The following is a 21,756-nucleotide window of genomic DNA, read 5'->3' as shown; positions in this document are numbered from 1 at the left end:
ATCCATCCCCCGCCTGTACAAACTGGAGAAGCAATGGCGACAACGACAACCGCGAATGCGGTCGACTTCGATCGAGTCGGATTGACGTTCCCGAACGGCACCACAGCACTCACGGACGTGTCGCTGAACATCCGCAAAGGCGAGTTCGTCTCGATCGTCGGGCCCTCTGGGTGCGGCAAAAGCACGCTTCTGCGCATAGCGAGCGGCCTGAGCGCCACGACCGCCGGTCGATGCGAGGTGGCCTGCTCACACGTCGGGTACGTCTTCCAGGATGCGACGCTCCTTCCCTGGCGCACGGCCCTGAGGAATGTCGAGCTGTTCGGCGAGCTCTCCGGGCCCCGCGTCAGCAAGGCTGCCMGGAAGGATGCCGCCATGCGCGCTCTCCACGAGGTCGGTCTCGCCGGATTCGACGACCACCTTCCGCACCAGCTGAGCGGCGGTATGCGCATGCGGGTCTCCCTCGCCCGCTCGCTCACGATCGAGCCCGATCTGTTCCTCTTCGACGAGCCGTTCGGCGCGCTCGACGAGATCACCAGGGACCGGCTGAACGACCTGGTGTTCGACCTGTTCCTCCAGCACGGCTTCGCCGGCATGTTCGTGACGCACTCGGTGCGTGAAGCTGTCGCGATGTCGACGCGGGTGATCGTCATGAGCGGACGCCCCGGCGGCATCATCGAGGAGTTCGACGTGCCCTTCGGCGAGGATCGAGGTCCCGAGCTGCGGGAGTCGCCCGATTTCGCGGACCTCGTGGCGCGGGTGGGTCACTCGCTGAGGGGAGCGAGCGTCGCATGAGCATCCTCCTGCCGCAGCGCGTGCGCACCGCGTTGATCACAACTGCACCGCCTTTCGCCGTTCTCACGGGAGCTCTCGTGGGCTGGTACCTCATCAGCTACCTGGGGCTGTCTCCCGAACGGCGCTTTCTGCTCCCGCCGCCGCACGAAGTCATCACCGAGGGGTTCCTCAACCCGGCGGCCGGCCCGGCCATCGCGACTGCCCTCGTGCAGACGGCGATCGTCGCCGCAGTCGGCCTGCTGGTCGCTTTCGTCGTCGGCGTGCTCTGGGCAGTGACGATGTCGCAGGCCCGCTGGGCCGAACGCTCGCTCTTCCCGTATGCGGTCGTCCTTCAGTGCATCCCCATCCTTGCGCTGGTGCCGCTGGTCGGATTCTGGTTCGGCTTCGGGTTCTCCGCCCGCGTGATCGTGTGCGCGTTGATGGCCCTCTTCCCGATCGTGTCGAACACGCTGTTCGGACTGCGCTCGGTGGACGTGCGGATGCGCGAACTCTTCGCACTGCAGAAGGCATCGAGGTGGCAGGTGCTGCTGCAGCTGGAGGCGCCTGCGGCACTTCCTGCCGTCTTCGCCGGGCTCCGCATCTCCGCGGGGCTCGCGGTGGTCGGCGCGATCGTGGCGGACTTCTTCTTTCGTCAGGGGACCCCCGGCATCGGCACGGTCATCAGTCGCTACCAGGCGCTCGCGCAGGGCGCTCCACTGTTCGCGGCGATCATCGCCGCGGCCCTGCTCGGAATCATCGTGTTCGCGCTGTTCGGCTGGCTCGGTCATCGAGCTGTGGGCTCGTGGAGCGGCGCCGATCGGTGAGACCTGTGACGAACTCCTGGGGTCGCGATCGCAAGCGTCTTGTGACTGTCAGAGCCCCCGCGTAGGGTCCCGGCATGCCGATGATCACGATCGAGCCCGCGACCTCCGACCGCTTCGACGATGTCGAGCACACCTTCGACAACGGCGGCGACGGGCGCGGCTGCCAATGCCAGTGGTGGACGCTGACAAGCTCCGAGTTCTCCCAGACGTCGCAGGCGGAGCGCCGCGATCTGCTGAACCGGGAGATCGCCGCCGGCCCGCCGCCGGGACTCGTCGCGTATGTCGACGGCGTCGCGGCAGGATGGGTGCGCGTCGGCCCCCGCACACGGCAGGTGCGCCTCGGACGGACCCGCCTGATCACCGGGGGGACGGAGGAGCCGCTCGACGACGAATCGGTGTGGGCGGTGACCTGTTTCGTCATCCGGCGCGAGTTTCGAGGGGCGGGCTTGAGCGCCCAGCTCCTCAGCGCTGCGGTGGCCTTCGCGCGCGAAGGCGGTGCACGGGTGGTCGAGGCCTACCCCGTCGACCCGAACGTCGGTGAGAAGAAGCCCTCGAACGACCTGTTCCTCGGTGTCATCTCCACGTTCCGGGATGCCGGCTTCCGGGAAGTGGCACGCCCCAAGCCCGATCGACCGGTCGTCGCCCTCGACGTCGCCTGAGGTCGACGCACCTACGATGGAGGCCGTGTCCTCCCTCGCCCGCTCATGGTGGTGGGGCTTCGCCGCCTACGGCGCGATCGCCCTCGTCCACATCGTCGCCCTCGCACTCGGATCCCCGCTCGCGTCGCCGACGAAGCTGCTGCTCATGCCCGCCCTCATCATCGCCGCCCTGTGGGCTGGGCGCGGGTCCGGCTGGGGCACGTCCTACACACTCCTCATCGTCGCGCTCGCCCTGTCATATCTCGGCGACGGAGCCGGAACCTTCTTCCCCTTCGCACCCGAGCTGCCCATGATGCTGCTCTGCTTCGGGCTGGCTCATCTCTGCTACATCTGGCTGTTCTGGCGCCGGCTCGCCGTGCGCCCGCTCCCGCTGTGGTCGGCTGTCTACGGCGTGTGGTGGGTCGCCCTCCTGCTCGTGCTGTGGCCGAACCTCGGCGCGCTGCTGATCCCGGTGGCGCTCTACGGCCTCGTCCTCGGGGGCACGGCGGCCGCGGCATCGCGCTGCCACCCGCTGATCGTGTGGGGCGGCGCGTTCTTCCTCGCCTCCGACACGATCCTCGCGTTTCGTCTCTTCATGCCTGACGCGATGCCCGGCTGGACGAGCCCCCTGGTGATGATCACCTACTGCCTCGGGCAGGGCCTCATCGCCGCGGGCGTGGTCATCTCTGTCCGAAGCCTCACGATCGCTGCGCAGCGCGAGGTTGCGCCCGCATGACGCCCCCCACGTCCCCTCCCCCTGGCGCTGACCCCCCACCCGAAGCGCCGGGGCGGGCAGGCCCGACGTCGGCTCGCGTCGACGCCTGGCTCTGGGCCGTCCGCGTCTATAAGACCCGATCGGCGGCGACCTCGGCGTGCCGAGCCGGGCACGTCCGGGTGAACGGCGAGCGGGCGAAGGCCGCGCAGCCGGTGCGCCCCGGCGACGAGCTGCGGGTGCGCATCAGCGGGTTCGATCGCATCCTCGTGGTCAAGCAGCCCATCTCCAAGCGCGTCGGTGCCGTCATGGCCGCCGAAGCCGTGGACGAACGCACTCCTCCCCCGCCGCCGCGCGAACTCACAGCATTCGTCCCGGTGCGCGACCGGGGCACAGGACGCCCCACGAAGCGCGAGCGGCGCGATATCGATCGCCTGCGCGCCCGCGACTGAGCGAGAGCCGTCGCGCCGCCGAGACAGCGACACGACAGGGGTCAGGGCAGCAGGTCGAGCAGCCAGCGCGTGCCGTGGACGGCGGCACCGGCATCCGTCACCCGTCCCGAGAGCTCACGGTCGCTGGTGACCACCGTCACGGACCGACCTGCGGCGACGAGGCGCTCGGTCGTGGCGACGATCGCGTCGTCACCGGCTCCCTCGGCCGAGACCACGTCGACCCCGGCCGGCGTCTCGACCGCGCGCGCCTGACCCTCGACGACCGCGACCCACTCCGGAAACCACGTGTGCTCCGGCAGCGCGAGCGCCTCAGCCGCGACGCCGACAACCGCCAGCTCGGCCACCCGCGACAGCAGCCGCTCGGCCGCGCCGGCGCGGTCGCGCCACCAGCCGTCCGGCACCGAGCCCACGACATTGGCGACGTCCACCACGACGGCAGGACGGATGCCGAGCAGAGGTTCGAGCGCGGCCCACGACGACGCGAAGCCCGGGTGCAGCGGCAACTGCGTGACCTCGCTGGGCGGCACCCAGGCGAGCTCGCGGCTCTCGGGGTCGGTGATCTGCGGCTGGAAGGCAGTTCCGACATCGCCCACGAGCGTCGTGTAGCTCCAGTAGCCGAGGTCGAAGACGCTGAGCAGCCGCGGGCGGATCGCTTCCGGCGGAACCCCGGCCTCCTCTGCCGACTCGCGCAGCGCGCCGTCGGTCGCCGACTCCCCCTCGTGCCGCGCGCCACCCGGAAGCGCCCACGTGTCGCCGAAGTGGCTCCACGAGACGCGGTGCTGCAGCAGCACCCCGAGATCCGGATCGAGGGCCAGCAGTCCGGCTGCACCGAAGCGACCCCAGTACTTGGTCCCGTCCGGCGCGACAACCCACGCGTCGCCCGGATCGCGGGGACCCGACGGCCGCCTCGCTTCACCGGGTTCGAGGGGCTCGATCGTCATCCGACCAGCCTTGCACACCGGCACGCGAACGACCCCGCCCGTCGTGATCGAGCGAAATCGGCGAGCACCCACAGGCCAGCACGTTCCTTGCGGCCTGCCCGCGGCATCCCGTCCCCTCGCCACACTTGTCGTGTGGACTACGTACTCGACACCGATCCCGACCGCATCCAGCGCGACGCCGTCTGGTCGTGGCTTGCCGCCGAGGCCTACTGGGGCACCTGGCGCACGCGCGACGACCTCGAGGCGCAGTTCGAATCAGCCTGGCGGGTGGTCGGCGCGTACAGCACGGCGACGGGTGAGCAGGTCGGCTTCGCCCGCGCCGTCTCGGACGGCGTCGGGTTCGCGTATCTCGCGGACGTGTTCGTCCTGCCCGAGTTCGCAGGCAACGGCATCGGGCAGCGGATGCTGTCACTCATGATCGACGAAGGCCCCGGGCGGGACTTCCGCTGGGTGCTCTTCACCCGCGACGCGCACACGCTCTATGAGAAGTTCGGGTTCGAAGCGCCCGACGAGACCGCGATGGTGCGACCTGCGGCATCCCGCATGCGGTGAGAGAGGGCTTCTGAGGCAGAGCCGCGGCGCCGCACATCGGCGCCGCGGCTCGGCGTCAGCGCTGCTTCTTCTCGCGCACCCGCATGTTGACGACGATCGGCGAGCCCTCGAAGCCGTACAGCTCGCGCAGGCGCCGCTGGATGAACCGGCGGTAGCCGGGGTCGAGGAATCCGGTCGTGAACAGCACGAAGGTCGGCGGGCGGGTCGAGGCCTGCGTGCCGAAGAGGATGCGGGGCTGCTTGCCGCCGCGGAGGGGGTGCGGGTGCTCGGCGACCAGCTCGGCGAGGAACGCGTTGAACTTGCCCGTCGGAATGCGCTGATCCCACGAGTCGAGAGCCGTGTCGAGCGCGGGCACGAGCTTCTCGAGGTGTCGGCCGGTGCGTGCCGAGATGTTGACACGCGGCGCCCACGACACGTGAGCGAGGTCCTGCTCGATCTCGCGCTCGAGGTAGCGGCGACGGTCGGCGTTCTCCATGTCGTCGTCGTTCAGGCGATCCCACTTGTTGAACGCCAGGACGAGCGCGCGGCCGGACTCGAGCACGAGGTCGATGATCCGCACGTCCTGCTCGCTGATCGACTGGCTGACATCGAGGACGACGACGGCGACCTCGGCCTTCTCGAGGGCGGTCGATGTGCGAAGCGACGCGTAGAAGTCCGCGCCCTGCTGAAGGTGCACACGCCGACGGATGCCGGCCGTGTCGACGAAGCGCCACAGCCTGCCGCTGAGCTCGACGACCTCATCGACGGGGTCGCGGGTCGTGCCAGCGAGCTCGTTGACGACGACGCGCTCTTCGCCGGCGGCCTTGTTCAGCAGGGAGGATTTGCCCACGTTCGGACGCCCGAGGATGGCGACGCGGCGGGGCCCGCCGATCTCCTGCTTCGCGACGGCCGAGATCTCGGGCAGGACCTTCATGAGCTCGTCGAGCAGATCCGCGACACCGCGGCCGTGGATGGCCGACACCGGGTACGGCTGGCCGAGGCCGAGGTTCCAGAGAGGCGCCGCCTCGGGTTCGTGACGAGCATCGTCGATCTTGTTCGCCACCAGGAAGACGGGCTTGCCGCTCTTGCGCAGCAGCTTCACGACATGCTCGTCGGTCGAGGTCGCACCCACCATCGCGTCCACGACGAAGATCACGACGTCGCAGAGGTCGATCGCGACCTCTGCCTGCGCCGCCACCGAACGGTCGATGCCGCGCGCGTCGGGCTCCCACCCGCCCGTGTCGACGATGGTGAAGCGGCGATCCATCCACTCGGCCTTGTAGGTGACGCGGTCCCGCGTCACGCCGGGGGTGTCCTCGACGACCGCCTCGCGGCGGCCGAGGATGCGGTTCACGAGCGCGGACTTGCCCACGTTCGGGCGCCCCACGATCGCGACCACCGGCAGGGCCGGCAGGTACTCGATGCCGTCCTCGCCGAGCTGCACGCCCGCGAGGAGCGCGGCATCCTCGTCTTCCAGCTCGTAGTCGCCGAGCGAGACGCGCAGCGCCTCGGCCCGCTGCTCGACGAGATCCTCATCGAGGTTCGCGAGCTTCTCCGCGAGGTTGTCGGGGTTGCCTTCGTACTCTTCGTCACCGGCCATGAGCGGCTCCTGTCTGGACCTCGCGCACGACACCGAGGACGGCGGCGACGGTCTGGTTGAAGTCGAGATCGGTCGAATCGACCACCGTCACGCCGGGGGCGGCGGTGAGGAAGTCGACGACCTGGGAATCCGAGGCGTCACGTCGGTGCAGTGCTTCCGCGACGGAGGCCGCATCGTGCGTCGTGAGCTCGGCGCTGCGGCGTGCGGCCCGGACCTCGGGCGCCGCCGTCAGGAGGATCCGCACGGGCGCATCGGGCGCCACGACGGTCGTGATGTCGCGGCCTTCGACGACGACACCCGGACGACCGGATGCCGCGACCAGCGCGCGGAAGAGTGCATTGACGGACTTGCGGATCGGCGCGACGCGGGCGACGCCGCTGACGGCATCCGTCACCCGCGGCTCGCGGATCGCGGCCGTGACGTCCGTCGACCCGACTCGGACCCAGTAATCGTCGGGATCGAGCGAGATCGAGTAGTCGAAGTCTCCGGCGACGTCGAGCAGCGCGGACGCGTCCGAGGTGTCGGCGTGGTGCGCGAGGGCATGCCAGGCGAGCGCCCGGTAGGCGGCGCCCGTGTCGAGGTAGCCGTAGCCCAGCTCTCGCGCGGCCTGCTTCGCGACGCTCGACTTGCCGCTGCCGGCCGGTCCGTCGATCGCGACCACGATCGGCTCGGGCGTCGGGGCGGCAGCAGCGGGGCGGAAGATCTCAGTCATTGACACTCGCAATCCTCCAGCCGCGGGCTTCGAGCCCGTCGGTCGCGGCCCGGACGACGCTCGGCACGATCGAGATCTCGGCGAGGCCGAACTGAGCGCCGGGAGAATGCTCCAGACGCAGGTCCTCGACGTTCACCCCCAGTTCGCCGAGCTCGCCGAACAGCCGGCCGAGCTGTCCGGGGGTGTCATCCACCATCACCACGATGCTCTCGAACCGCCGGTTCTGGCCGTGCTTGCCGGGCAGCCGCTCCACCCCGTCGTTGCCCCGCCGGATGGTGTCGGCGACCGCGCGTCTCGCGCCGGGAACGTCGACATCACGCAGGGCCGAGGCGACCGAGGCGAGGTCGGCAGCGAGCGCATCGAGCACGTCGACCACGGGAGCCGAGTTCGCGCCGAGGATCTGCACCCACAGTTCAGGAGCGGATGCCGCGATCCGCGTGGTGTCGCGCACCCCTTGGCCGGCGAGTCTCAGCGACCCGTCGGGTGCGTCGGCGAAGCGTCCGGCGAGGAGGCTCGCGACGAGCTGCGGCACATGGGAGACGAGCGCGACCGCGCGGTCGTGCTCCTCCGGACTCATCTCGATCGGCGTGGCGCCCAGGTCGAGCGCGAGGCCCTCGACGAGCGCCAGGTCGGACGTCGACGTCTCCTCGTCCCGGCACACCACCCAGGGCCGTCCGGTGAAGATGTCGGCGCGCGCCGAAATGGCTCCGCCCCGCTCGCGCCCGGCGAGGGGATGCGAGCCGATGTAGCGCGCAAGGTCGACGCCGCGCTCACGCAGCGCCCGGAGCGGCTCGAGCTTGACGCTGGCGACATCGGTGACGACGGCGCGCGGAAAGCGCGCGAGCTCGCGCTCGATCACGTCCGCGGTGACATCGGGCGGCACGGCGACGACGACGAGCGCGGGGTCATCGTCCTCGCGCGCGGAGCGGCCGGCGCCGTAGTCGATCGCGAGCCGCAGCTGAGCGGGCGACGTGTCGTCGAGTGCGACGTCGACCCCGTGCTCGCGGAGCGCGTGTCCGATGCTCGACCCGAGCAGCCCGGCGCCGACGATCCGCACGGTGCCCTGCACCCGGGCAGACCGAACGCCCGTGGTTTCGCTCACCGTTGCTCCTGCTCCTCCGAAGGCGGCTCCCCCGCCGCCTGGCGCGCAAGAGTGAGGAGCGCGCCGCGTTCCACCTTAGTCAACTCCCGCGCGCGGCCCGCTGGGAGGGTTCCCAGGTGCAGCGGCCCGAACTGGCGGCGGACCAGCTCCGTCACGGGATGCCCGACCTCGGCCATCATGCGCCGAACGATGCGGTTGCGCCCGGAGTGCAGGGTCAGCTCGACCAGCGAGTTCTCTCCCGTCGGGCCGCTCGACGAGACATCGAGCAGCCGCGCCTTGTCGGCGGCGATGTGTCCGTCCTCCAGCTCGACGCCCTTCGTGAGGCGCTGGATGGTCTGGGCCGTGACCTTGCCCTCGACCTTCGCGATGTAGACCTTCGTGACGCCGAAGGAGGGGTGCGCGAGGACGTGGGCGAGTTCGCCGTCGTTCGTCAGGACGAGCAGGCCGCTGGTCTCGGCATCCAGTCGCCCGACGTTGTAGAGGCGCTCCTCCCAGTCCTTGGTGAAGTCGCGGAGGTCGGTGCGTCCGCGCTCGTCCTTCATCGAGCTCACCACGCCGCGCGGCTTGTTGAGCATGACGTACCGCTTGGACTGGTCGAGCTGGATGGCCGTGCCGTCGACGTCGACCTGATCGCTCTCCGGGTCGATGCGGCTGCCGAGCTCGGTGACGACCTCGCCGTTGACGCGGACGCGCCCCTCGACGATGAGGTTCTCGGCGACGCGGCGGGAGGCGACCCCCGCGTTCGCCAGGACCTTCTGCAGGCGGACGCCCTCGGTCGAGCGAGCGGAGTCGTTCCCGGAGTCTGTCGTGTCGTTCATCGTGTCCCCATTTCTTGCGCTGAGGCGCCGCGAGGACGCAGTTTTCGGGACATGGATGCCAGGAATCGGCGCCTCATCGCAGCACCTCGTCGAAGCCGTTCGCGCCGTCATCGAGGAGCGGCGAGATGTGCGGAAGCTCGTCGAGCGAATTGATGCCGAGGTTGACGAGCAGGGCATCGGTCGTGCCGTAGTGGATGGCGCCGGTCTCGGGGTCGCTGAAGACCTCCGTGATGAGCCCGCGTGCGAGCAGCGTGCGGACCACCGAATCGACGTTGACCGCACGGATCGAGGCGACCTGCCCGCGAGTCACCGGCTGCTTGTACGCGATCACGGCAAGCGTCTCGAGGGCGGCCTGCGACAGCTTCGACGGCGCCTGCCCGTTGACGAATTCCGAGACGAGGTCATCGTGCTCCTCGCGCACGTAGAGCCGCCATCCTCCGCCGACCTCGCGCAGCTCGAACCCGCGTCGGGGCCCACCCGCGAGCCCGTCGTAGTCCTCGACGAGCGACTCGACTGCCTGCCTGACCGCGGGCACCGGTGCTCCCACAGCCGTGGCGAGGCTCACGAGACTCTGCGGCTCCTCGATCACGAGCAGGATCGCCTCCAGCCGGCGGGCGACGGATGCCGCGCCCTGCGCCGCGGCGGGCGATTCGGCGGCTTCGCCCCTCGAGTCCCCTGAAGCGGGGTCGCGTTGTTCATCGGTCATAGTCGGCCCCCAGGGTCGCCAGATTCTCGTCGGACCACCGGTCGGCGGTCCAGCGCAGGGTGAGTTCGCCGAGCGGCTCCAGCTGCTCGAAAGACAGTGCCGCATGGCGGTAGAGCTCGAGCACCGACAGGAAGCGCGCGACGACCACCCCGGGCTGGGAGACACCGGCGATCAGCTCGCGGAAGTTCAGCGAACCCGCGCTGCGCAGCAGGGTCACCACGACAGCGGCCTGCTCCCGGATGCTGACGAGCGGCGCATGCAGGTGGTCGAGCCCGACGTGCGGGAGCTCCTTCGGCGTCATCGCCAGCAGCGCGAGGGCCGCGAAGTCGTCGACGCTCAGCGTCCACACCAGCTCGGGCTGGGTCTGGCGGTACTTGGCATCGAGCCGGACGGAGCGCGTGTGCCGGCGATCCTCGCGCCGCATGGCGCGCTCGAAGAACGCCGAGACCTCTTTGAACGCCCGGTACTGCAGCAGCCTGGCGAACAGCAGATCCCGCGCTTCCAGCAGCGCCACCGCTTCGGCATCCACGAGCTCGCCCTGCGGCAGGAGACCGGCGACCTTCATATCGAGCAGGGTCGCTGCCACCACGAGGAACTCCGACGCCTGGTCGAGCTCCTCATCGGGACCGAGCTCGCGCAGGTAGGCGATGAAGTCATCCGTGACACGTGAGAGCGAGACCTCGGTGATGTCGAGCTCGTGCTTCGAGATGAGTGTCAGGAGCAGATCGAAGGGCCCGTCGAACACCCCGAGCGACACACGGAAGCCGCGCCCGGGCTCAGGCTCGGTGTCGGACTGAGTATCGGCCTCGACCTCCGGGCGCTCGGGCGCCGGCTCACTGTCAGGGGCCGGCTCGCGCTCGGGCACCGCGTGCGGATCGGAGCTGTCCTCAGGCGACGGCGCCACGGGCGACCAGCTCCCGCGCCAGCCGCAGGTAGGCCTGGGCGGCGGCGTGCTCCGGCGCGAAATCGGTGATCGGCATGCCCGAGACCGAGGCATCCGGGAACTTGACCGTTCTGCCGATCACGGTCTCGAGCACATCGTCGCCGAAGGCGTCGACCACCCGCTCCAGCACCTCACGGGAGTGGAGCGTGCGCGGGTCGTACATCGTCGCGAGCAGGCCGTCGAGCTCGATCGAGGGGTTCAGGCGATCTCGCACCTTGTCGATCGTCTCGATGAGCAGCGCGACGCCGCGCAGGGCGAAGAACTCGCACTCGAGCGGGATCACGACGCCGTGGCTCGCGGTGAGCGCATTGACCGTCAGGATGCCGAGCGACGGCTGGCAGTCGATGAAGATGACGTCGTAGTCAGGCGTCAGCTTGCGAAGGACCCGCGCCAGGATGGTCTCGCGCGCGACCTCGTTGACCAGCTGCACCTCGGCGGCCGACAGGTCGATGTTCGCCGGGATGACATCGAGGTTCGGCACCGCGGTGTGCACGATCGCGTCGTGCGGGTCGCGCTTGCTGTCGATCAGCAGGTCGTAGATCGTCGTGGTGTCGTGGGTCGCGATGCCCAGGCCGGCCGAGAGAGCGCCCTGCGGGTCGAAGTCGACGGCGAGAACTCGGCGCCCGTAGCCGGCGAGCGCCGCCGCGAGATTGATGGTGGACGTCGTCTTGCCGACGCCGCCCTTCTGGTTGCACAGCGAGATGATGCGGGCGGGCCCGTGCGAATCGAGCTTCGGAGGGGTTGGGAACCCCTGGTAGGGACGCCCGGTGGGGCCGATGGGGACGCCCTCTTTCGAGGTCTTCATCGCGCCCGTCTTCGTAGCCGCCACCGAATCTCCTGCCGTCACGGTTGTCCGCTCGATTCTATCCTCGCGCGGTCGCGCGCCCCGCGAGACTTGACGACTGTACGCGAATCCCTCGTCGGGGTCGAGATCCGCCCACTGCGCCGAGGCGGGGCGACCTCACGCCACCCTCAGCCGGATGCCTCCCCGTCACCGGGCGCGGGGGTGCGAGGTCGCATACACGTCGCGCAGCGCATCCACCGAGACGTGCGTATAGATCTGGGTGGTCGCCACCGACGCATGACCGAGCAGCTCCTGCACGACCCGGACATCGGCGCCCCCCTGCAGCAGGTGGGTGGCGAAGGAGTGCCGCATGGTGTGCGGCGACACGTGCGCCGTGAGATGGGCGCGCTCAGCCGCGTGCTGGATGACGAGCCACGCGCTCTGCCTCGACAGCGGCGCTCCCCGCGCCCCCAGAAAGAGCCGGGGCGTCGCGGTTCCCCGCCGCGACAGCTCGGGTCGCGAGCGGACGAGGTACGTGTCGATAGCCGCCCGCGCGTACGACCCGATCGGCACGATCCGCTCCTTCGACCCTTTGCCGCGCACGCGAAGCACGTCGCCGTTCGTGACGTCGTCGACGTCGAGCTGCACCGCTTCCGAGACACGGGCGCCCGTGGCGTAGAGCAGCTCGAGCAGAGCGCGGTCCCGGATGCCGGTCACGTCGCCCGCGGTGGCTTCGGAGGGCGCGGGTCCCGAGGCATCCAGAAGCTTCTCGACCTGATCGATCGTGAGCGCCTTGGGCAGCCGCCGCGGCAGCTTCGGCGGCCGGAGCCGCGCAGATGGGTCCTCCGCCTCGATGCCCTCGCGGGCGAGGAAGCGGTGCAGGCCGCGGACGGACGACTGCAGCCTCGCAATCGACGATGCCGCCGGCTGCGGCTCGGCCGACGCGCGTTCGGCGACGAACTCCGCCACCAGGGCCGGCGTGACGGCGTGCGAATCCTCGATGCCCCGCACTGTCAGCCACTCGAGGTAGCCGGAGAGGTCGCGCCGATACGCGCCGACGGTGTTGTCGGAGAGGCCCCGCTCGATCGATACGTGCCGCAGGTACGAGTCGACCGCCCGCTCGAGCCGCATCGCGGTCAGCCCCGGCGCAGCTTCTCCGCCGCGGCGAGCAGGCCGACCGACAGGATGCCGTTGCGGAGGCGCCCGTCCAGGACACCGCTCACGGCATCCGCAAGAGGAACCCATTCGATGCGGATGTCGGCCTCTTCGGCCTCGCGCGCATGCGCCTCGCCGACCGGCGTCAGCCCGCGGGCAAGGAAGAGATGGACCACTTCGTCGTTGCCGCCCGGCGTGGTGAAGATGCTGACCAGCGGCTGCCAGTCCTCGGCGTGGAGATCTGCCTCTTCGATCAGCTCACGCTTCGCTGTCTCGAGGGGAGACTCCCCCTCGATGTCGAGCAGGCCCGCCGGGATCTCCCAGTCGCGGTGACGGATCGGATGCCGGTACTGCTGGATGAGCAGCACGCGGTCGTCATCGTCGAGCGCCACGATCGCCGCGGCGCCCGGGTGGTCGACGTACTGCCGCACGAGGTCGTCGCCGTTGTAGCGGAAGGTGTCGTTGCGGACGTCCCAGACGCGACCCTCGTAGACCGTCTCACTCGCGGTGACCTCGACCTCGACGGGTTCGTCGCGAAGCTGCTCCGCGGACCCCACCGTCTCACTCATCCTCGACCTCGAAGAGTTCGCTCGCGCTGTGACGCTCGACCGCTGCGCCCACCAGACCACGGAAGAGCGGGTTCGCGTTGGTCGGGCGAGAGCGCAGCTCGGGGTGCGCCTGGGTCGCGATGTAGTACGGGTGCACGTCGCGCGGCAGCTCGACGTACTCCACCAGGTTGAGGTCGGGGTTGATGCCCGAGAACACGAGACCGGCTTCGGCGATCTGGTCGCGGTAGCGGTTGTTCACCTCGTAGCGGTGACGGTGGCGCTCGGACGCGCGGGTCGATCCGTACACCTCGGCCGCGATCGATCCCTCCACGAGGTCGGCGGGGTACAGCCCCAGGCGCATGGTGCCGCCGAGGTCTCCGCTCTCGATGATGTCGACCTGCTCCTCCATCGTGGCGATGACGGGATGCCGGGTGTCGGGGTCGAATTCGCTCGACGACGCATCTTCGATGCCGGCGACGTGCCGCGCGTACTCGATGACGATGCACTGCAGCCCGAGGCAGATGCCGAGCGTCGGGATGCCCTGCTCCCGCGCGAACTTGAGGGCGCCGATCTTGCCCTCGATGCCGCGGATGCCGAATCCGCCGGGGATGACGATCCCGTCGAGCGGGGCCAGGGCCTTCGCCGCTCCCTCCGGCGTCTCGCACGCGTCGGAGGGGATCCAGCGGATGTTGACGTGCGTCTCCTGCGCGAACCCGCCGGCTTTGAGCGCCTCGGTGACCGAGAGGTAGGCATCCGGCAGATCGATGTACTTGCCCACGAGCCCGATGGTGACCTCGTGCTTGGGGTTGTGCACGGCCTGCAGCACACGCTGCCAGCGCGCCCAGTCGACCTGTTCCGCCTTGGCCGAAAGGCCGAGCCTCTCGACGATGTACGCGTCGAGGCCCTGCTCGTTGAGCATCGTCGGGATCTCGTAGATGCTCGGCACGTCGATCGCGTTCACCACGGCGTCCTCGTCGACGTCGCACATCAGCGCGATCTTGCGCTTGTTCGATTCCGTCACGGGGCGGTCGCTGCGGAGAACCAGGGCATCGGGCTGGATGCCGATCGAGCGGAGAGCCGCGACGGAGTGCTGCGTCGGCTTGGTCTTCTGCTCGCCCGACGCGCCCATGAACGGCACGAGCGAGACGTGGACGAAGAACACGTTCTTGCGCCCGAGCTCGTGGCGGATCTGGCGCGCCGACTCGATGAACGGCTGCGACTCGATGTCGCCCACCGTGCCGCCGATCTCCGTGATGATGACGTCGGGCTTCGGCGTCTCATCGGCCTGCAGCCGCATGCGCCGCTTGATCTCGTCGGTGATGTGCGGGATGACCTGCACCGTGTCGCCGAGGTACTCGCCGCGGCGCTCGCGCGCGATTACCTGGGAGTAGATCTGACCTGTCGTGACGTTCGCCGCCTGGCTCAGCTCGATGTCGAGGAAGCGCTCGTAGTGCCCGATGTCGAGGTCGGTCTCGGCACCGTCGTCCGTGACGAACACCTCACCGTGCTGGAAGGGGTTCATCGTGCCCGGGTCGACGTTGAGATAGGGGTCGAGCTTCTGCATGACGACGCGCAGCCCGCGGGCGGTGAGCAGGTTGCCGAGGCTCGCAGCCGTCAGGCCCTTCCCCAACGAGGAAACGACACCGCCTGTCACGAAGATGTGCTTGGTGGTGTCGTTTGAAGTAGTCGTGGAATCCGCTGCGTCTGAAGTCTGCATCACGGGCTTTTATCCTATCAGCGAGCGGCGGTGCGAAGGCTGAGCAACTCCCGCGCATGGGTGAGGGCGGCATCCGAGTCGGGCATTCCCGACAGAAGACKAGCCATTTCGGCTTCGCGGTCTGCTCCTTCGAGACGGCGGACATCGGATGCTGTGACCGACCCATCGCTCGCCTTGACGACGGTGAGATGGTTGCCGGCGAAGGCCGCGACCTGCGCGAGATGCGTGACCGCGATCACCTGGGATGCCTCGGCCAGCCGCGCGAGCCGGCGCCCGACCTCGATCGCGGCCGCACCGCCGATGCCGGCATCCACCTCGTCGAAGACGAACGTCGGAACCGGGTCCACACCCGCGATGACGACCTCGATGGCCAGCATGACCCGGCTGAGCTCACCGCCCGAGGCACTGCGCGATACGGGGCGCGCTTCGGAGCCCACGTGCGGGGCGAGCAGGATCGCGACATCGTCTCGCCCCGAAGCCGACTCGGCGCCCGGAGTGACCGACACCTCGACGCGGGCGTCCGGCATCGCCAGTGCGCGCATCTCGGCCGTCACGGACTCCCCCAGCCGCGCCGCCGCCTCCGACCGCGCTGCCGTCAGGAGTCCGGCCGCTGCGTCGAGCGCCGAGGCCGCGCCATCGCGCTCGGCCGTCAATCGCTGGATGCGGTCGCCGTCGTCATCGAGCTCGGCGAGCCGAGCCGAGCCCGTCTCGAGCAGCCCGATCGCCGCATCGAGGGAGCCGTGGGCGCGCACCAGCGCACCGAGCACGGCACGTCTCTCTTCGACCGCGGCGAGCTCATGTGGGCCCGTCTCATCGAGATCGGCGAGGTAGCCGGCGAGTGCCGCGGCAAGATCCGCCGCACGGTAGCCGAGGTCGGCAGCGTGATCGGCGAGCTCCTGGAGGGCGGGATCGTCGGATGCTTCGCGCTCGAGCGCGCGGCGCGCTTCGGCGACGAGCATCACGACGTCAGGTTCGTCCCCTTCGCCCGACAGCGCTTCGTGCGCGGTCGAGGCGGCGAGGCGCAGGGCCTCTGCGTTGGCCAGCCGCTCCGCGCGCGCCGCGAGGTCGACGTCCTCGTCCGCCACGGGAGCCGCCTGCTCGATCTCGCCGATCGCCGCGCGCAGCTCTTCGGCCTCTCGTGCTCGTGCATCGCTATCGGTCGTCAGGGTCTGAAGCTCGACTTCGATGGAACGGAAGCGGTCGAAGGCGGCGCGATATGTCGTGAGCGCCGACTGCACGCCGCTTCCTCCGAAGCGATCCAGCGCGTCCCGCTGCGCGGCCGCCGATCGCAGCCTCAGCTGGTCGGACTGGCCGTGCACGACGACGAGCTCGTCGGCGAGGTCGGCCAGCACCCCCGCCGGAGCCGAGCGACCGCCGACCGTCGCGCGGCTGCGTCCCTCGCTCGAGATGGTGCGGCCGAGAACCAGTTCGGCACGATCGGCGCCCACGGGCTCGAGGTCGCCTCCGGCCTCGCGAACGCGGTCGACGACGACCCCCTCCGAGGGGACGAGCCACACCCCGTCCACCGAGGCCTGCGTCGCGCCGGAGCGCACCGCACCCGAGTCGGCGCGCTGCCCCATGAGCAGGCCCAGGCCCGTGACGACCATCGTCTTGCCGGCACCGGTCTCGCCGGTGATCGCGGTGAAGCCCGGCCCCATCGGCAGCGTGGCCTCGGCGATCACACCGAGATCGCGCAAGCGCATCTCTTCGATCACTCTGCGGACTTCCCCTGGCGGATGACGGACGTCTGCGCGGTCAGCGCCGATGGGCCGCGCCATCCTTCGACGGGAAGCCGGAACTTGCGCACCAGACGATCGGTGAACGCGGACGGATGCAGGCGGGCGAGGCGCACCGGGCGCTCCGAGCGTCGCACGATCACGCGCGCGCCCTGGGGCAGGTCGAGTGAGCGACGTCCGTCGCACCACAGGACGCCCATCCCCAGGTTGCGCTGCAGCAGCTCGATGGCCACCGCGTGCTCGGGACCGACCACCAGCGGCTTGGCGAAGAGCGCGTGCGCGGACAGCGGCACGACCGAGATCGCCTCGACCGTCGGCCAGATCACGGGACCGCCCGCCGAGAAGTTGTACGCCGTCGAGCCGGTCGGGGTCGAGACGACGACGCCGTCGCAGCCGAACGTCGAGAGCGGCCGCCCATCCACCTCGATGACGACCTCGAGCATCCGCTCGCGGCTGGCCTTCTCGACGGTCGCCTCATTGAGCGCCCAGGTCTCGTAGACGACTCTGTCGGCGTCGTCCTTCACGCGCACCTGGAGGGCCATGCGCTCTTCCACCTGGTAGTCCCGGGCGATGACGCGATGCACGGCGTCGTCCATGTCGTCGCGCTCGATCTCCGCCAGGAATCCGACGTGCCCCATGTTGATGCCGAGGATCGGGGCGCTTCCTTCGCGGACGAGCTCGGCGGTCCGCAGGATCGTGCCGTCGCCGCCGAGGACGATGGCGAGTTCGACATCCTGCACATCCACGTCGACTCCGAGCGTCGCCACTCCTTCGAGCTCACCGAGGAGCAGTTCGAGTTCGGCTCGGTCATCGGGGGCCAGCACCGGTCGTGCTCCCGCGCCCAGGAGCGCGGCCATGACCCGCTGCGCGGCATCCACCGTCTCGTCCCTGTGGGCGTGCGCGACGACGAGGATGCTGCGCTCTGGGTCGGTCATCGGGCTCCCGCCAGTCGGTTCACGGTGCTCAACCATTCTGTCGGATTGCTCCCCCGGCCCGGCGCGAGATGCACGACGTACTCGGAGTTGCCGTGTGTGCCCGCGATCGGGGAGGAGATGATTCCCCGCGTCCCGAGTCCCGCGTCCCACGCCGACCACAGCACGCGTTCCACCGCGTCGACGCGAAGAGTCGGGTCGGTGACGAGCCCGCCCTTGACGGCAGTGCGGCCGACCTCGAACTGAGGCTTGATGAGCAGGACGACGTCGCCGCCCTCGGCGCACACCTCCACCACCGCCGGCAGCACCAGCTCCAGCGAGATGAAGGACAGGTCGCCCGTGATGATCGACGGCGCGACAGCCACGCCGGTGGCGGCCGCGAGGGACTCTCGCGTCATATGGCGGACGTTGAACCCCTCGACGACGATGACACCGGCATCCGCTCGGATCGAGGGTGCGAGCTGGCCGTGTCCGACGTCGACCGCGAACACCGGATCCGCGCCGCGTTCGCGCAGCACCTGGGTGAACCCGCCGGTCGACGCGCCCATGTCGAGCGCCACACGGCGCGCGGGGTCGACGGCGAACGCATCCAGCCCGGCGATGAGCTTGTGGGCGGCGCGACTGACGTAGTGATCGGATCCCGCGACGACGAGGTCGGCATCCGCCCCCACGGGCGTAGAGGACTTCACCACCACCCGTCCGTCGACCGACACGAGACCGTCGGCGATCAGCGTCGCGGCATGGCTGCGCGAACGAGCCAGGCCCCGCTCTGCGAGGGCCGCGTCCAGTCGCGGACTCATGGACGGTGAGAGGTCGGCCCCGAGTCCAGCTGGCGCGCAAGACCCTCGGCCAGCGCCTCGTACGCCGCTGCACGCGCCGCCAGCGGCTGGTCCTCGATCACCTCGAGCGCCGACATCAGGTCGGCGCGCGCGTCTTCAGAGCGCTCGGGGAAGTCCATGGCTTCAGGATACGGCGAGCTCCCGCCGCCCGGCCGCATCAGGGGCGGTGGAAGGGGTCCGCGTACAGCCGCTCGGGGACGCGGAAGCCGTAGATCGCGCGACCCGTGTCCCAGATCGCCTTCGCACCGGCACGCAGCAGGTCGATCGGCCGGTCGCCCTCGGACAGGATCCGCACGTCGGGCCCATCGATCTGTACGCTCGCCCCGCGAACCGTGACCACCCCGTCGCTCACGCGCGCTTCCGGGTACGGCTCGTGCAGCTCGCGGAGATCGCCCAGCAGATAGGTGGGTTGAAGATCGGATGCCGCCGCCAGGATGTGCTTGGGACGGTCGATGCCCGTCAGCACGAAAGCGGACGGGATGCCCGCACGGTTGGCGCCGAGGATGTCGGTGTCGAGGCGGTCGCCCAGGAAGAGGGGGCTCGCCGCGCCGAAGCGCGCCACTGCTTCATCGAAGATCGGCTTCTCCGGCTTGCCGGCGACCGTGGCAAGACGACCGACCGCCGTGTGGACGGCCGAGACGAGCGTGCCGTTGCCCGGAGCCACCCCGCGCGACTGCGGGATCGTCCAGTCCGTGTTCGTCGCGATCCAGGGGATGCCGCCCTCGTCCTCCGGCAGCTTCAGCGCGTAGGCCGCTTCGGCCAGCTGGAGCCAGCCGACCTCAGGCGCGAAGCCCTGGACGACGGCGGAGGGATTCGCGTCGGCACTGCGCGTGACGACGAAGCCGGCCTTCTCGACCTCGGTCACCAGGCCCTCGCCGCCGACGACCAGGACCGTCGAGCCCGCGGGAATGAGGTCCACGAGCAGGCGCATGGCGGCCTGGGGGCTGGTGACGACCTCGTCGGCTGCGGTCTCGAGCCCGAGCTCGCTCAGATGAGCCGCCACCGAGGCGTCGGTCCGCGACGCGTTGTTCGTGATGTAGCCCAGCCGTCGGCCCTCACGGGCCCGGTTGAGGCTCTCGACGGCGTGGGGCAGGGCTCCCGCGCCGGCGTAGACCACGCCGTCGAGGTCAGCCAGGACGACGTCCACATCCTGGAGCGGCGCACGCTCCGCGGGGCGTCGAGCGAAGATCGGCATCAGCGGTCTTCGTCCGCCTCATCCACGCCGGCTTCGACGAGGATCTCGTGCACCTCGTCTTCGATGCTCGGCTCAGGGGTGCGCTCCGGCTCGCCGTCGGGCTCCCCCTCGGGATCCTGCTCGCTGTCCGGATCGTCGTCGGGCTCACCCGTCGGCGGTGAGTCGGAGTCCGCGTCGAGAGGTGCCGACTCGGATTCGGTCGTCGCTTCGGCAGCAGTGTTCGCCTCGGCATCACTGTTCGCCTCGGCATCCGAAACGACCTCGACCGAGATCTCGTCCTCGGAGCCGATGTCGGAGGCGCTCTCCGCAGCGATGCCYGCAGCGGGTGYGGAATCCTCGTCGTCACCGACCTCTTCGAAGATCTCCTCGACGAAGATCACCTCGAGATCGGCGGTGCCGTTCGCCTCGTCGATCGCATCGGCTGCGACAGCCGCTCGGCGGTGCCACTCCGCTGCCTCGGCCTCGCGGCCCAGCTCCTCCAGCACGATCGCGCGCGCCGAGAAGAGGCCCGGGCTCCACTCGTAGGCGCGGTCGGGATCGAACTCCGGGATGTCCAGCTCTGCGAGGGCCCGCTCCGGCTCGCCGAGGTCCAGACGCGCACCCGACATCGCGATCGCGAGCTCCACACGAACCGGGACGGGAAGGATGCTGCGATCCACCCCGCGACCGATTTCGAGCGCTCGATCGGGACGCCCGACACCGCGCTCGCTGTCGACCATGAGGGCGATCTGCGCCTCGCTGCCCGAGATGCGCCGGTAGGTCCGCAGCTCCCGCAGGGCGAGCGCGTAATCGCCCGTGGCGTATGCCGTGATGGCCAGCGTCTCGCGGACGACGGCGATACGGCCGGCCCGGCGCGACGCGGACAGTGCGTGCTGATGCGCGAGGTGGGGATCTTCGTCGATGAGGTTGGCCGCCATCGCGAGGTGACGAGCCACCCACTCGGCGTTCTCCTTGCTGAGGGTCTTCAGCTCGTTGCGCGCTTGGCCGTTGAGGTCCTGGGGAGTGATCTCGTCGGGGATGTGCGGATCGTCGTGATGAGCGCGGACCGCCCGGATCTCTCCGTCGCGCACCTCACGATCGGGACGCCCGGCACCGCCTCGGGTGGGACGGGCGCTCTGCCCGCCACGCGACGCGCCGGCATAGCGGTCGCCATCGGGACGGCCGTAGGGGCGCTTCTCCCCGTCGCGCTGCTGGTACGGGCGCTTGTCACCATCTCGCGGAGTGTAGGGACGCTTGTCACCATCTCGCGGAGTGTAGGGACGCTTCTCCCCATCATGCGGAGTGTAGGGACGCTTCTCCCCATCGCGCGGAGCATACGGGCGCTTCCCACCATCGCGGGGAGTGTAGGGACGCTTCTCCCCATCACGAGGAGTGTACGGACGCTTCTCCCCATCACGCGGAGTGTAGGGACGCTTGTCGCCATCACGCGGAGTGTAGGGACGCTTCTCCCCATCACGCTGCTGGTAAGGACGCTTCTCACCATCACGCTGCTGGTAAGGACGCTTCTCACCATCACGCTGCTGGTAAGGACGCTTCTCACCATCACGCTGCTGGTAGGGACGCTTGTCACCATCGCGAGGAGCGTAAGGCTTCGAACCGCCATCCCGATTGCCGTAGGACTTGGCTCCGGCATCACGCTGACCGTAAGGCTTCGAGGTGCCGTCACGCGGGGGGTAGGGGCGCTTGCCACCGTCGCGTTTCGCATACGGCTTGGCATCGCCATCACGCTTCGGATAGGGACGCTTCGCCCCGCTGCCACCGGAAGACTGGCTCGGTCGATCAGGGCGCTGACCCGACTGCGGACGCTGCTCGTCGCGCGGCTCTCGTTCTGCCATTCTCTGATCCTCCCCGGTCAGGTGCCCGGGGGCAATTGTGGTTGTTAACGTGAAATGGCCACCCAGCGTTGGGTGGCCATTTCATGAAGTAAGTCCGGCGGTGTCCTACTCTCCCACAGGGTCCCCCCTGCAGTACCATCGGCGCTGTGAGGCTTAGCTTCCGGGTTCGGAATGTAACCGGGCGTTTCCCTCACGCTATGGCCGCCGAAACACTATTGATGTTTCAGTCTGCACAAACAAAGTCATTGTTGGTGCGGTTCTCGAC

At 69.6% G+C, this 21,756-nt stretch carries 24 protein-coding genes and 1 rRNA gene; 7 read left to right on the top strand and 18 right to left on the bottom strand.

Translation table 11 applies throughout. From position 1 onward, the window contains the following. Positions 1–33 precede the first annotated feature (33 nt). The 5 genes from AC1DP3_RS13905 to AC1DP3_RS13885 all read left to right on the top strand — a co-directional run bounded on the left by AC1DP3_RS13905 (position 34) and on the right by AC1DP3_RS13885 (position 3,397). On the top strand, positions 34–792 hold the full coding sequence (locus AC1DP3_RS13905) for an ABC transporter ATP-binding protein (RefSeq protein ID WP_477294230.1): 759 nt from the start codon (positions 34–36) through the stop codon (positions 790–792). Continuing rightward, positions 789–1,595 carry an ABC transporter permease gene (locus AC1DP3_RS13900; protein WP_477294228.1) on the top strand — a complete coding sequence of 269 codons (807 nt, stop codon included), beginning with the start codon at positions 789–791 and terminating at the stop codon, positions 1,593–1,595. The genes AC1DP3_RS13905 and AC1DP3_RS13900 overlap by 4 nt, the downstream gene beginning before the upstream one ends. Positions 1,596–1,669: 74 nt before the next feature. Continuing rightward, entirely contained in the window at positions 1,670–2,254 is a 585-nt protein-coding gene (locus AC1DP3_RS13895) for an N-acetyltransferase family protein (protein WP_477294226.1), read from the top strand. 16 nt (positions 2,255–2,270) lie between these two features. After that, positions 2,271–2,969, top strand: a complete 699-nt coding sequence (locus tag AC1DP3_RS13890) for a lysoplasmalogenase (protein WP_477294224.1) — start codon at positions 2,271–2,273, stop codon at positions 2,967–2,969. Next, positions 2,966–3,397 (top strand): RNA-binding S4 domain-containing protein, encoded by a 432-nt coding sequence (locus tag AC1DP3_RS13885; protein ID WP_477294223.1) that lies wholly within the window; start codon positions 2,966–2,968, stop codon positions 3,395–3,397. The genes AC1DP3_RS13890 and AC1DP3_RS13885 overlap by 4 nt, the downstream gene beginning before the upstream one ends. Before the next feature lie 41 nt (positions 3,398–3,438). On the opposite strand, the gene AC1DP3_RS13880 is transcribed toward AC1DP3_RS13885, so the two are convergent. Further along, positions 3,439–4,338, bottom strand: a complete 900-nt coding sequence (locus tag AC1DP3_RS13880; protein WP_477294221.1) for an NUDIX domain-containing protein — start codon at positions 4,336–4,338, stop codon at positions 3,439–3,441. Positions 4,339–4,470: 132 nt separating this feature from the next. Between AC1DP3_RS13880 and AC1DP3_RS13875 the strand changes: the two genes are divergently transcribed. Further along, positions 4,471–4,890 carry a GNAT family N-acetyltransferase gene (locus AC1DP3_RS13875; RefSeq protein WP_477294219.1) on the top strand — a complete coding sequence of 140 codons (420 nt, stop codon included), beginning with the start codon at positions 4,471–4,473 and terminating at the stop codon, positions 4,888–4,890. 55 nt (positions 4,891–4,945) lie between these two features. Here the strand turns inward: AC1DP3_RS13875 and der are convergent, their stop codons facing one another. The 16 genes from der to AC1DP3_RS13795 all read right to left on the bottom strand — a co-directional run bounded on the left by der (position 4,946) and on the right by AC1DP3_RS13795 (position 20,726). Next, positions 4,946–6,469, bottom strand: a complete 1,524-nt coding sequence (der, locus tag AC1DP3_RS13870) for a ribosome biogenesis GTPase Der (protein WP_477294217.1) — start codon at positions 6,467–6,469, stop codon at positions 4,946–4,948. After that, on the bottom strand, positions 6,459–7,181 hold the full coding sequence (gene cmk, locus AC1DP3_RS13865) for a (d)CMP kinase (RefSeq protein WP_477294215.1): 723 nt from the start codon (positions 7,179–7,181) through the stop codon (positions 6,459–6,461). Before cmk ends, der begins: the two co-directional genes overlap by 11 nt. After that, positions 7,174–8,283: a prephenate dehydrogenase gene (locus AC1DP3_RS13860; RefSeq protein ID WP_477294213.1), complete on the bottom strand. Its 1,110-nt coding sequence runs from the start codon at positions 8,281–8,283 to the stop codon at positions 7,174–7,176. The genes cmk and AC1DP3_RS13860 overlap by 8 nt, the downstream gene beginning before the upstream one ends. Beyond that, positions 8,280–9,101, bottom strand: a complete 822-nt coding sequence (locus AC1DP3_RS13855; RefSeq protein WP_477294211.1) for a pseudouridine synthase — start codon at positions 9,099–9,101, stop codon at positions 8,280–8,282. Before AC1DP3_RS13855 ends, AC1DP3_RS13860 begins: the two co-directional genes overlap by 4 nt. Before the next feature lie 73 nt (positions 9,102–9,174). Further along, positions 9,175–9,807 carry an SMC-Scp complex subunit ScpB gene (scpB, locus tag AC1DP3_RS13850; protein WP_477294209.1) on the bottom strand — a complete coding sequence of 211 codons (633 nt, stop codon included), beginning with the start codon at positions 9,805–9,807 and terminating at the stop codon, positions 9,175–9,177. Further along, positions 9,797–10,711 (bottom strand): segregation and condensation protein A, encoded by a 915-nt coding sequence (locus tag AC1DP3_RS13845; RefSeq protein ID WP_477294207.1) that lies wholly within the window; start codon positions 10,709–10,711, stop codon positions 9,797–9,799. The genes scpB and AC1DP3_RS13845 overlap by 11 nt, the downstream gene beginning before the upstream one ends. Then, positions 10,695–11,555, bottom strand: a complete 861-nt coding sequence (locus tag AC1DP3_RS13840) for a ParA family protein (RefSeq protein ID WP_477294382.1) — start codon at positions 11,553–11,555, stop codon at positions 10,695–10,697. The genes AC1DP3_RS13845 and AC1DP3_RS13840 overlap by 17 nt, the downstream gene beginning before the upstream one ends. Before the next feature lie 186 nt (positions 11,556–11,741). Beyond that, positions 11,742–12,665: a site-specific tyrosine recombinase XerD gene (xerD, locus tag AC1DP3_RS13835; protein WP_477294205.1), complete on the bottom strand. Its 924-nt coding sequence runs from the start codon at positions 12,663–12,665 to the stop codon at positions 11,742–11,744. 5 nt (positions 12,666–12,670) lie between these two features. Next, positions 12,671–13,258, bottom strand: coding sequence for an NUDIX domain-containing protein (locus tag AC1DP3_RS13830; RefSeq protein WP_477294203.1), 588 nt, complete (start codon positions 13,256–13,258; stop codon positions 12,671–12,673). Continuing rightward, entirely contained in the window at positions 13,251–14,954 is a 1,704-nt protein-coding gene (locus AC1DP3_RS13825; protein WP_477294380.1) for a CTP synthase, read from the bottom strand. Before AC1DP3_RS13825 ends, AC1DP3_RS13830 begins: the two co-directional genes overlap by 8 nt. Positions 14,955–14,971: 17 nt before the next feature. After that, positions 14,972–16,669, bottom strand: a complete 1,698-nt coding sequence (recN, locus tag AC1DP3_RS13820) for a DNA repair protein RecN (protein WP_477294201.1) — start codon at positions 16,667–16,669, stop codon at positions 14,972–14,974. After that, a complete protein-coding gene (locus tag AC1DP3_RS13815) occupies positions 16,666–17,625 on the bottom strand; it encodes an NAD kinase (RefSeq protein WP_477294199.1) in 960 nt (319 codons plus the stop codon). The genes recN and AC1DP3_RS13815 overlap by 4 nt, the downstream gene beginning before the upstream one ends. Then, positions 17,622–18,422, bottom strand: coding sequence for a TlyA family RNA methyltransferase (locus AC1DP3_RS13810; protein WP_477294197.1), 801 nt, complete (start codon positions 18,420–18,422; stop codon positions 17,622–17,624). The genes AC1DP3_RS13815 and AC1DP3_RS13810 overlap by 4 nt, the downstream gene beginning before the upstream one ends. Continuing rightward, a complete protein-coding gene (locus AC1DP3_RS13805; RefSeq protein ID WP_477294196.1) occupies positions 18,419–18,580 on the bottom strand; it encodes a hypothetical protein in 162 nt (53 codons plus the stop codon). Before AC1DP3_RS13805 ends, AC1DP3_RS13810 begins: the two co-directional genes overlap by 4 nt. Positions 18,581–18,618: 38 nt before the next feature. After that, a complete protein-coding gene (locus AC1DP3_RS13800) occupies positions 18,619–19,656 on the bottom strand; it encodes an HAD-IIA family hydrolase (protein ID WP_477294194.1) in 1,038 nt (345 codons plus the stop codon). Beyond that, entirely contained in the window at positions 19,656–20,726 is a 1,071-nt protein-coding gene (locus tag AC1DP3_RS13795) for a hypothetical protein (protein ID WP_477294192.1), read from the bottom strand. The genes AC1DP3_RS13800 and AC1DP3_RS13795 overlap by 1 nt, the downstream gene beginning before the upstream one ends. On the opposite strand from AC1DP3_RS13795, the gene AC1DP3_RS13790 reads away from it, so the two are divergent. Beyond that, positions 20,691–21,539 carry a hypothetical protein gene (locus AC1DP3_RS13790; RefSeq protein WP_477294190.1) on the top strand — a complete coding sequence of 283 codons (849 nt, stop codon included), beginning with the start codon at positions 20,691–20,693 and terminating at the stop codon, positions 21,537–21,539. The genes AC1DP3_RS13795 and AC1DP3_RS13790 overlap by 36 nt on opposite strands. Before the next feature lie 44 nt (positions 21,540–21,583). Here AC1DP3_RS13790 and rrf read toward each other — a convergent pair. Then, positions 21,584–21,700 (bottom strand): 5S ribosomal RNA (rrf, locus tag AC1DP3_RS13785). Positions 21,701–21,756 lie beyond the last annotated feature (56 nt).

The organism is Microbacterium sp. P5_B6, from assembly GCF_056400345.1.
Note: the sequence above shows the minus strand (reverse complement) of the source record. Positions and strands in the feature narration are given on the sequence as shown.

Coding starts and splice junctions, on each gene's coding strand:
- AC1DP3_RS13900 (WP_477294228.1), top strand. CDS start 789: ATGAGCATCCTCCTGCCGCAGCGCGTGCGCACCGCGTTGATCACAACT.
- AC1DP3_RS13895 (WP_477294226.1), top strand. CDS start 1,670: ATGCCGATGATCACGATCGAGCCCGCGACCTCCGACCGCTTCGACGAT.
- AC1DP3_RS13890 (WP_477294224.1), top strand. CDS start 2,271: ATGGAGGCCGTGTCCTCCCTCGCCCGCTCATGGTGGTGGGGCTTCGCC.
- AC1DP3_RS13885 (WP_477294223.1), top strand. CDS start 2,966: ATGACGCCCCCCACGTCCCCTCCCCCTGGCGCTGACCCCCCACCCGAA.
- AC1DP3_RS13880 (WP_477294221.1), bottom strand. CDS start 4,338: ATGACGATCGAGCCCCTCGAACCCGGTGAAGCGAGGCGGCCGTCGGGT.
- der (WP_477294217.1), bottom strand. CDS start 6,469: ATGGCCGGTGACGAAGAGTACGAAGGCAACCCCGACAACCTCGCGGAG.
- cmk (WP_477294215.1), bottom strand. CDS start 7,181: ATGACTGAGATCTTCCGCCCCGCTGCTGCCGCCCCGACGCCCGAGCCG.
- AC1DP3_RS13855 (WP_477294211.1), bottom strand. CDS start 9,101: ATGAACGACACGACAGACTCCGGGAACGACTCCGCTCGCTCGACCGAG.
- scpB (WP_477294209.1), bottom strand. CDS start 9,807: ATGACCGATGAACAACGCGACCCCGCTTCAGGGGACTCGAGGGGCGAA.
- AC1DP3_RS13840 (WP_477294382.1), bottom strand. CDS start 11,555: ATGAAGACCTCGAAAGAGGGCGTCCCCATCGGCCCCACCGGGCGTCCC.
- xerD (WP_477294205.1), bottom strand. CDS start 12,665: ATGCGGCTCGAGCGGGCGGTCGACTCGTACCTGCGGCACGTATCGATC.
- AC1DP3_RS13830 (WP_477294203.1), bottom strand. CDS start 13,258: ATGAGTGAGACGGTGGGGTCCGCGGAGCAGCTTCGCGACGAACCCGTC.
- AC1DP3_RS13825 (WP_477294380.1), bottom strand. CDS start 14,954: ATGCAGACTTCAGACGCAGCGGATTCCACGACTACTTCAAACGACACC.
- AC1DP3_RS13815 (WP_477294199.1), bottom strand. CDS start 17,625: ATGACCGACCCAGAGCGCAGCATCCTCGTCGTCGCGCACGCCCACAGG.
- AC1DP3_RS13810 (WP_477294197.1), bottom strand. CDS start 18,422: ATGAGTCCGCGACTGGACGCGGCCCTCGCAGAGCGGGGCCTGGCTCGT.
- AC1DP3_RS13805 (WP_477294196.1), bottom strand. CDS start 18,580: ATGGACTTCCCCGAGCGCTCTGAAGACGCGCGCGCCGACCTGATGTCG.
- AC1DP3_RS13800 (WP_477294194.1), bottom strand. CDS start 19,656: ATGCCGATCTTCGCTCGACGCCCCGCGGAGCGTGCGCCGCTCCAGGAT.
- AC1DP3_RS13790 (WP_477294190.1), top strand. CDS start 20,691: ATGAGCGCGGACCGCCCGGATCTCTCCGTCGCGCACCTCACGATCGGG.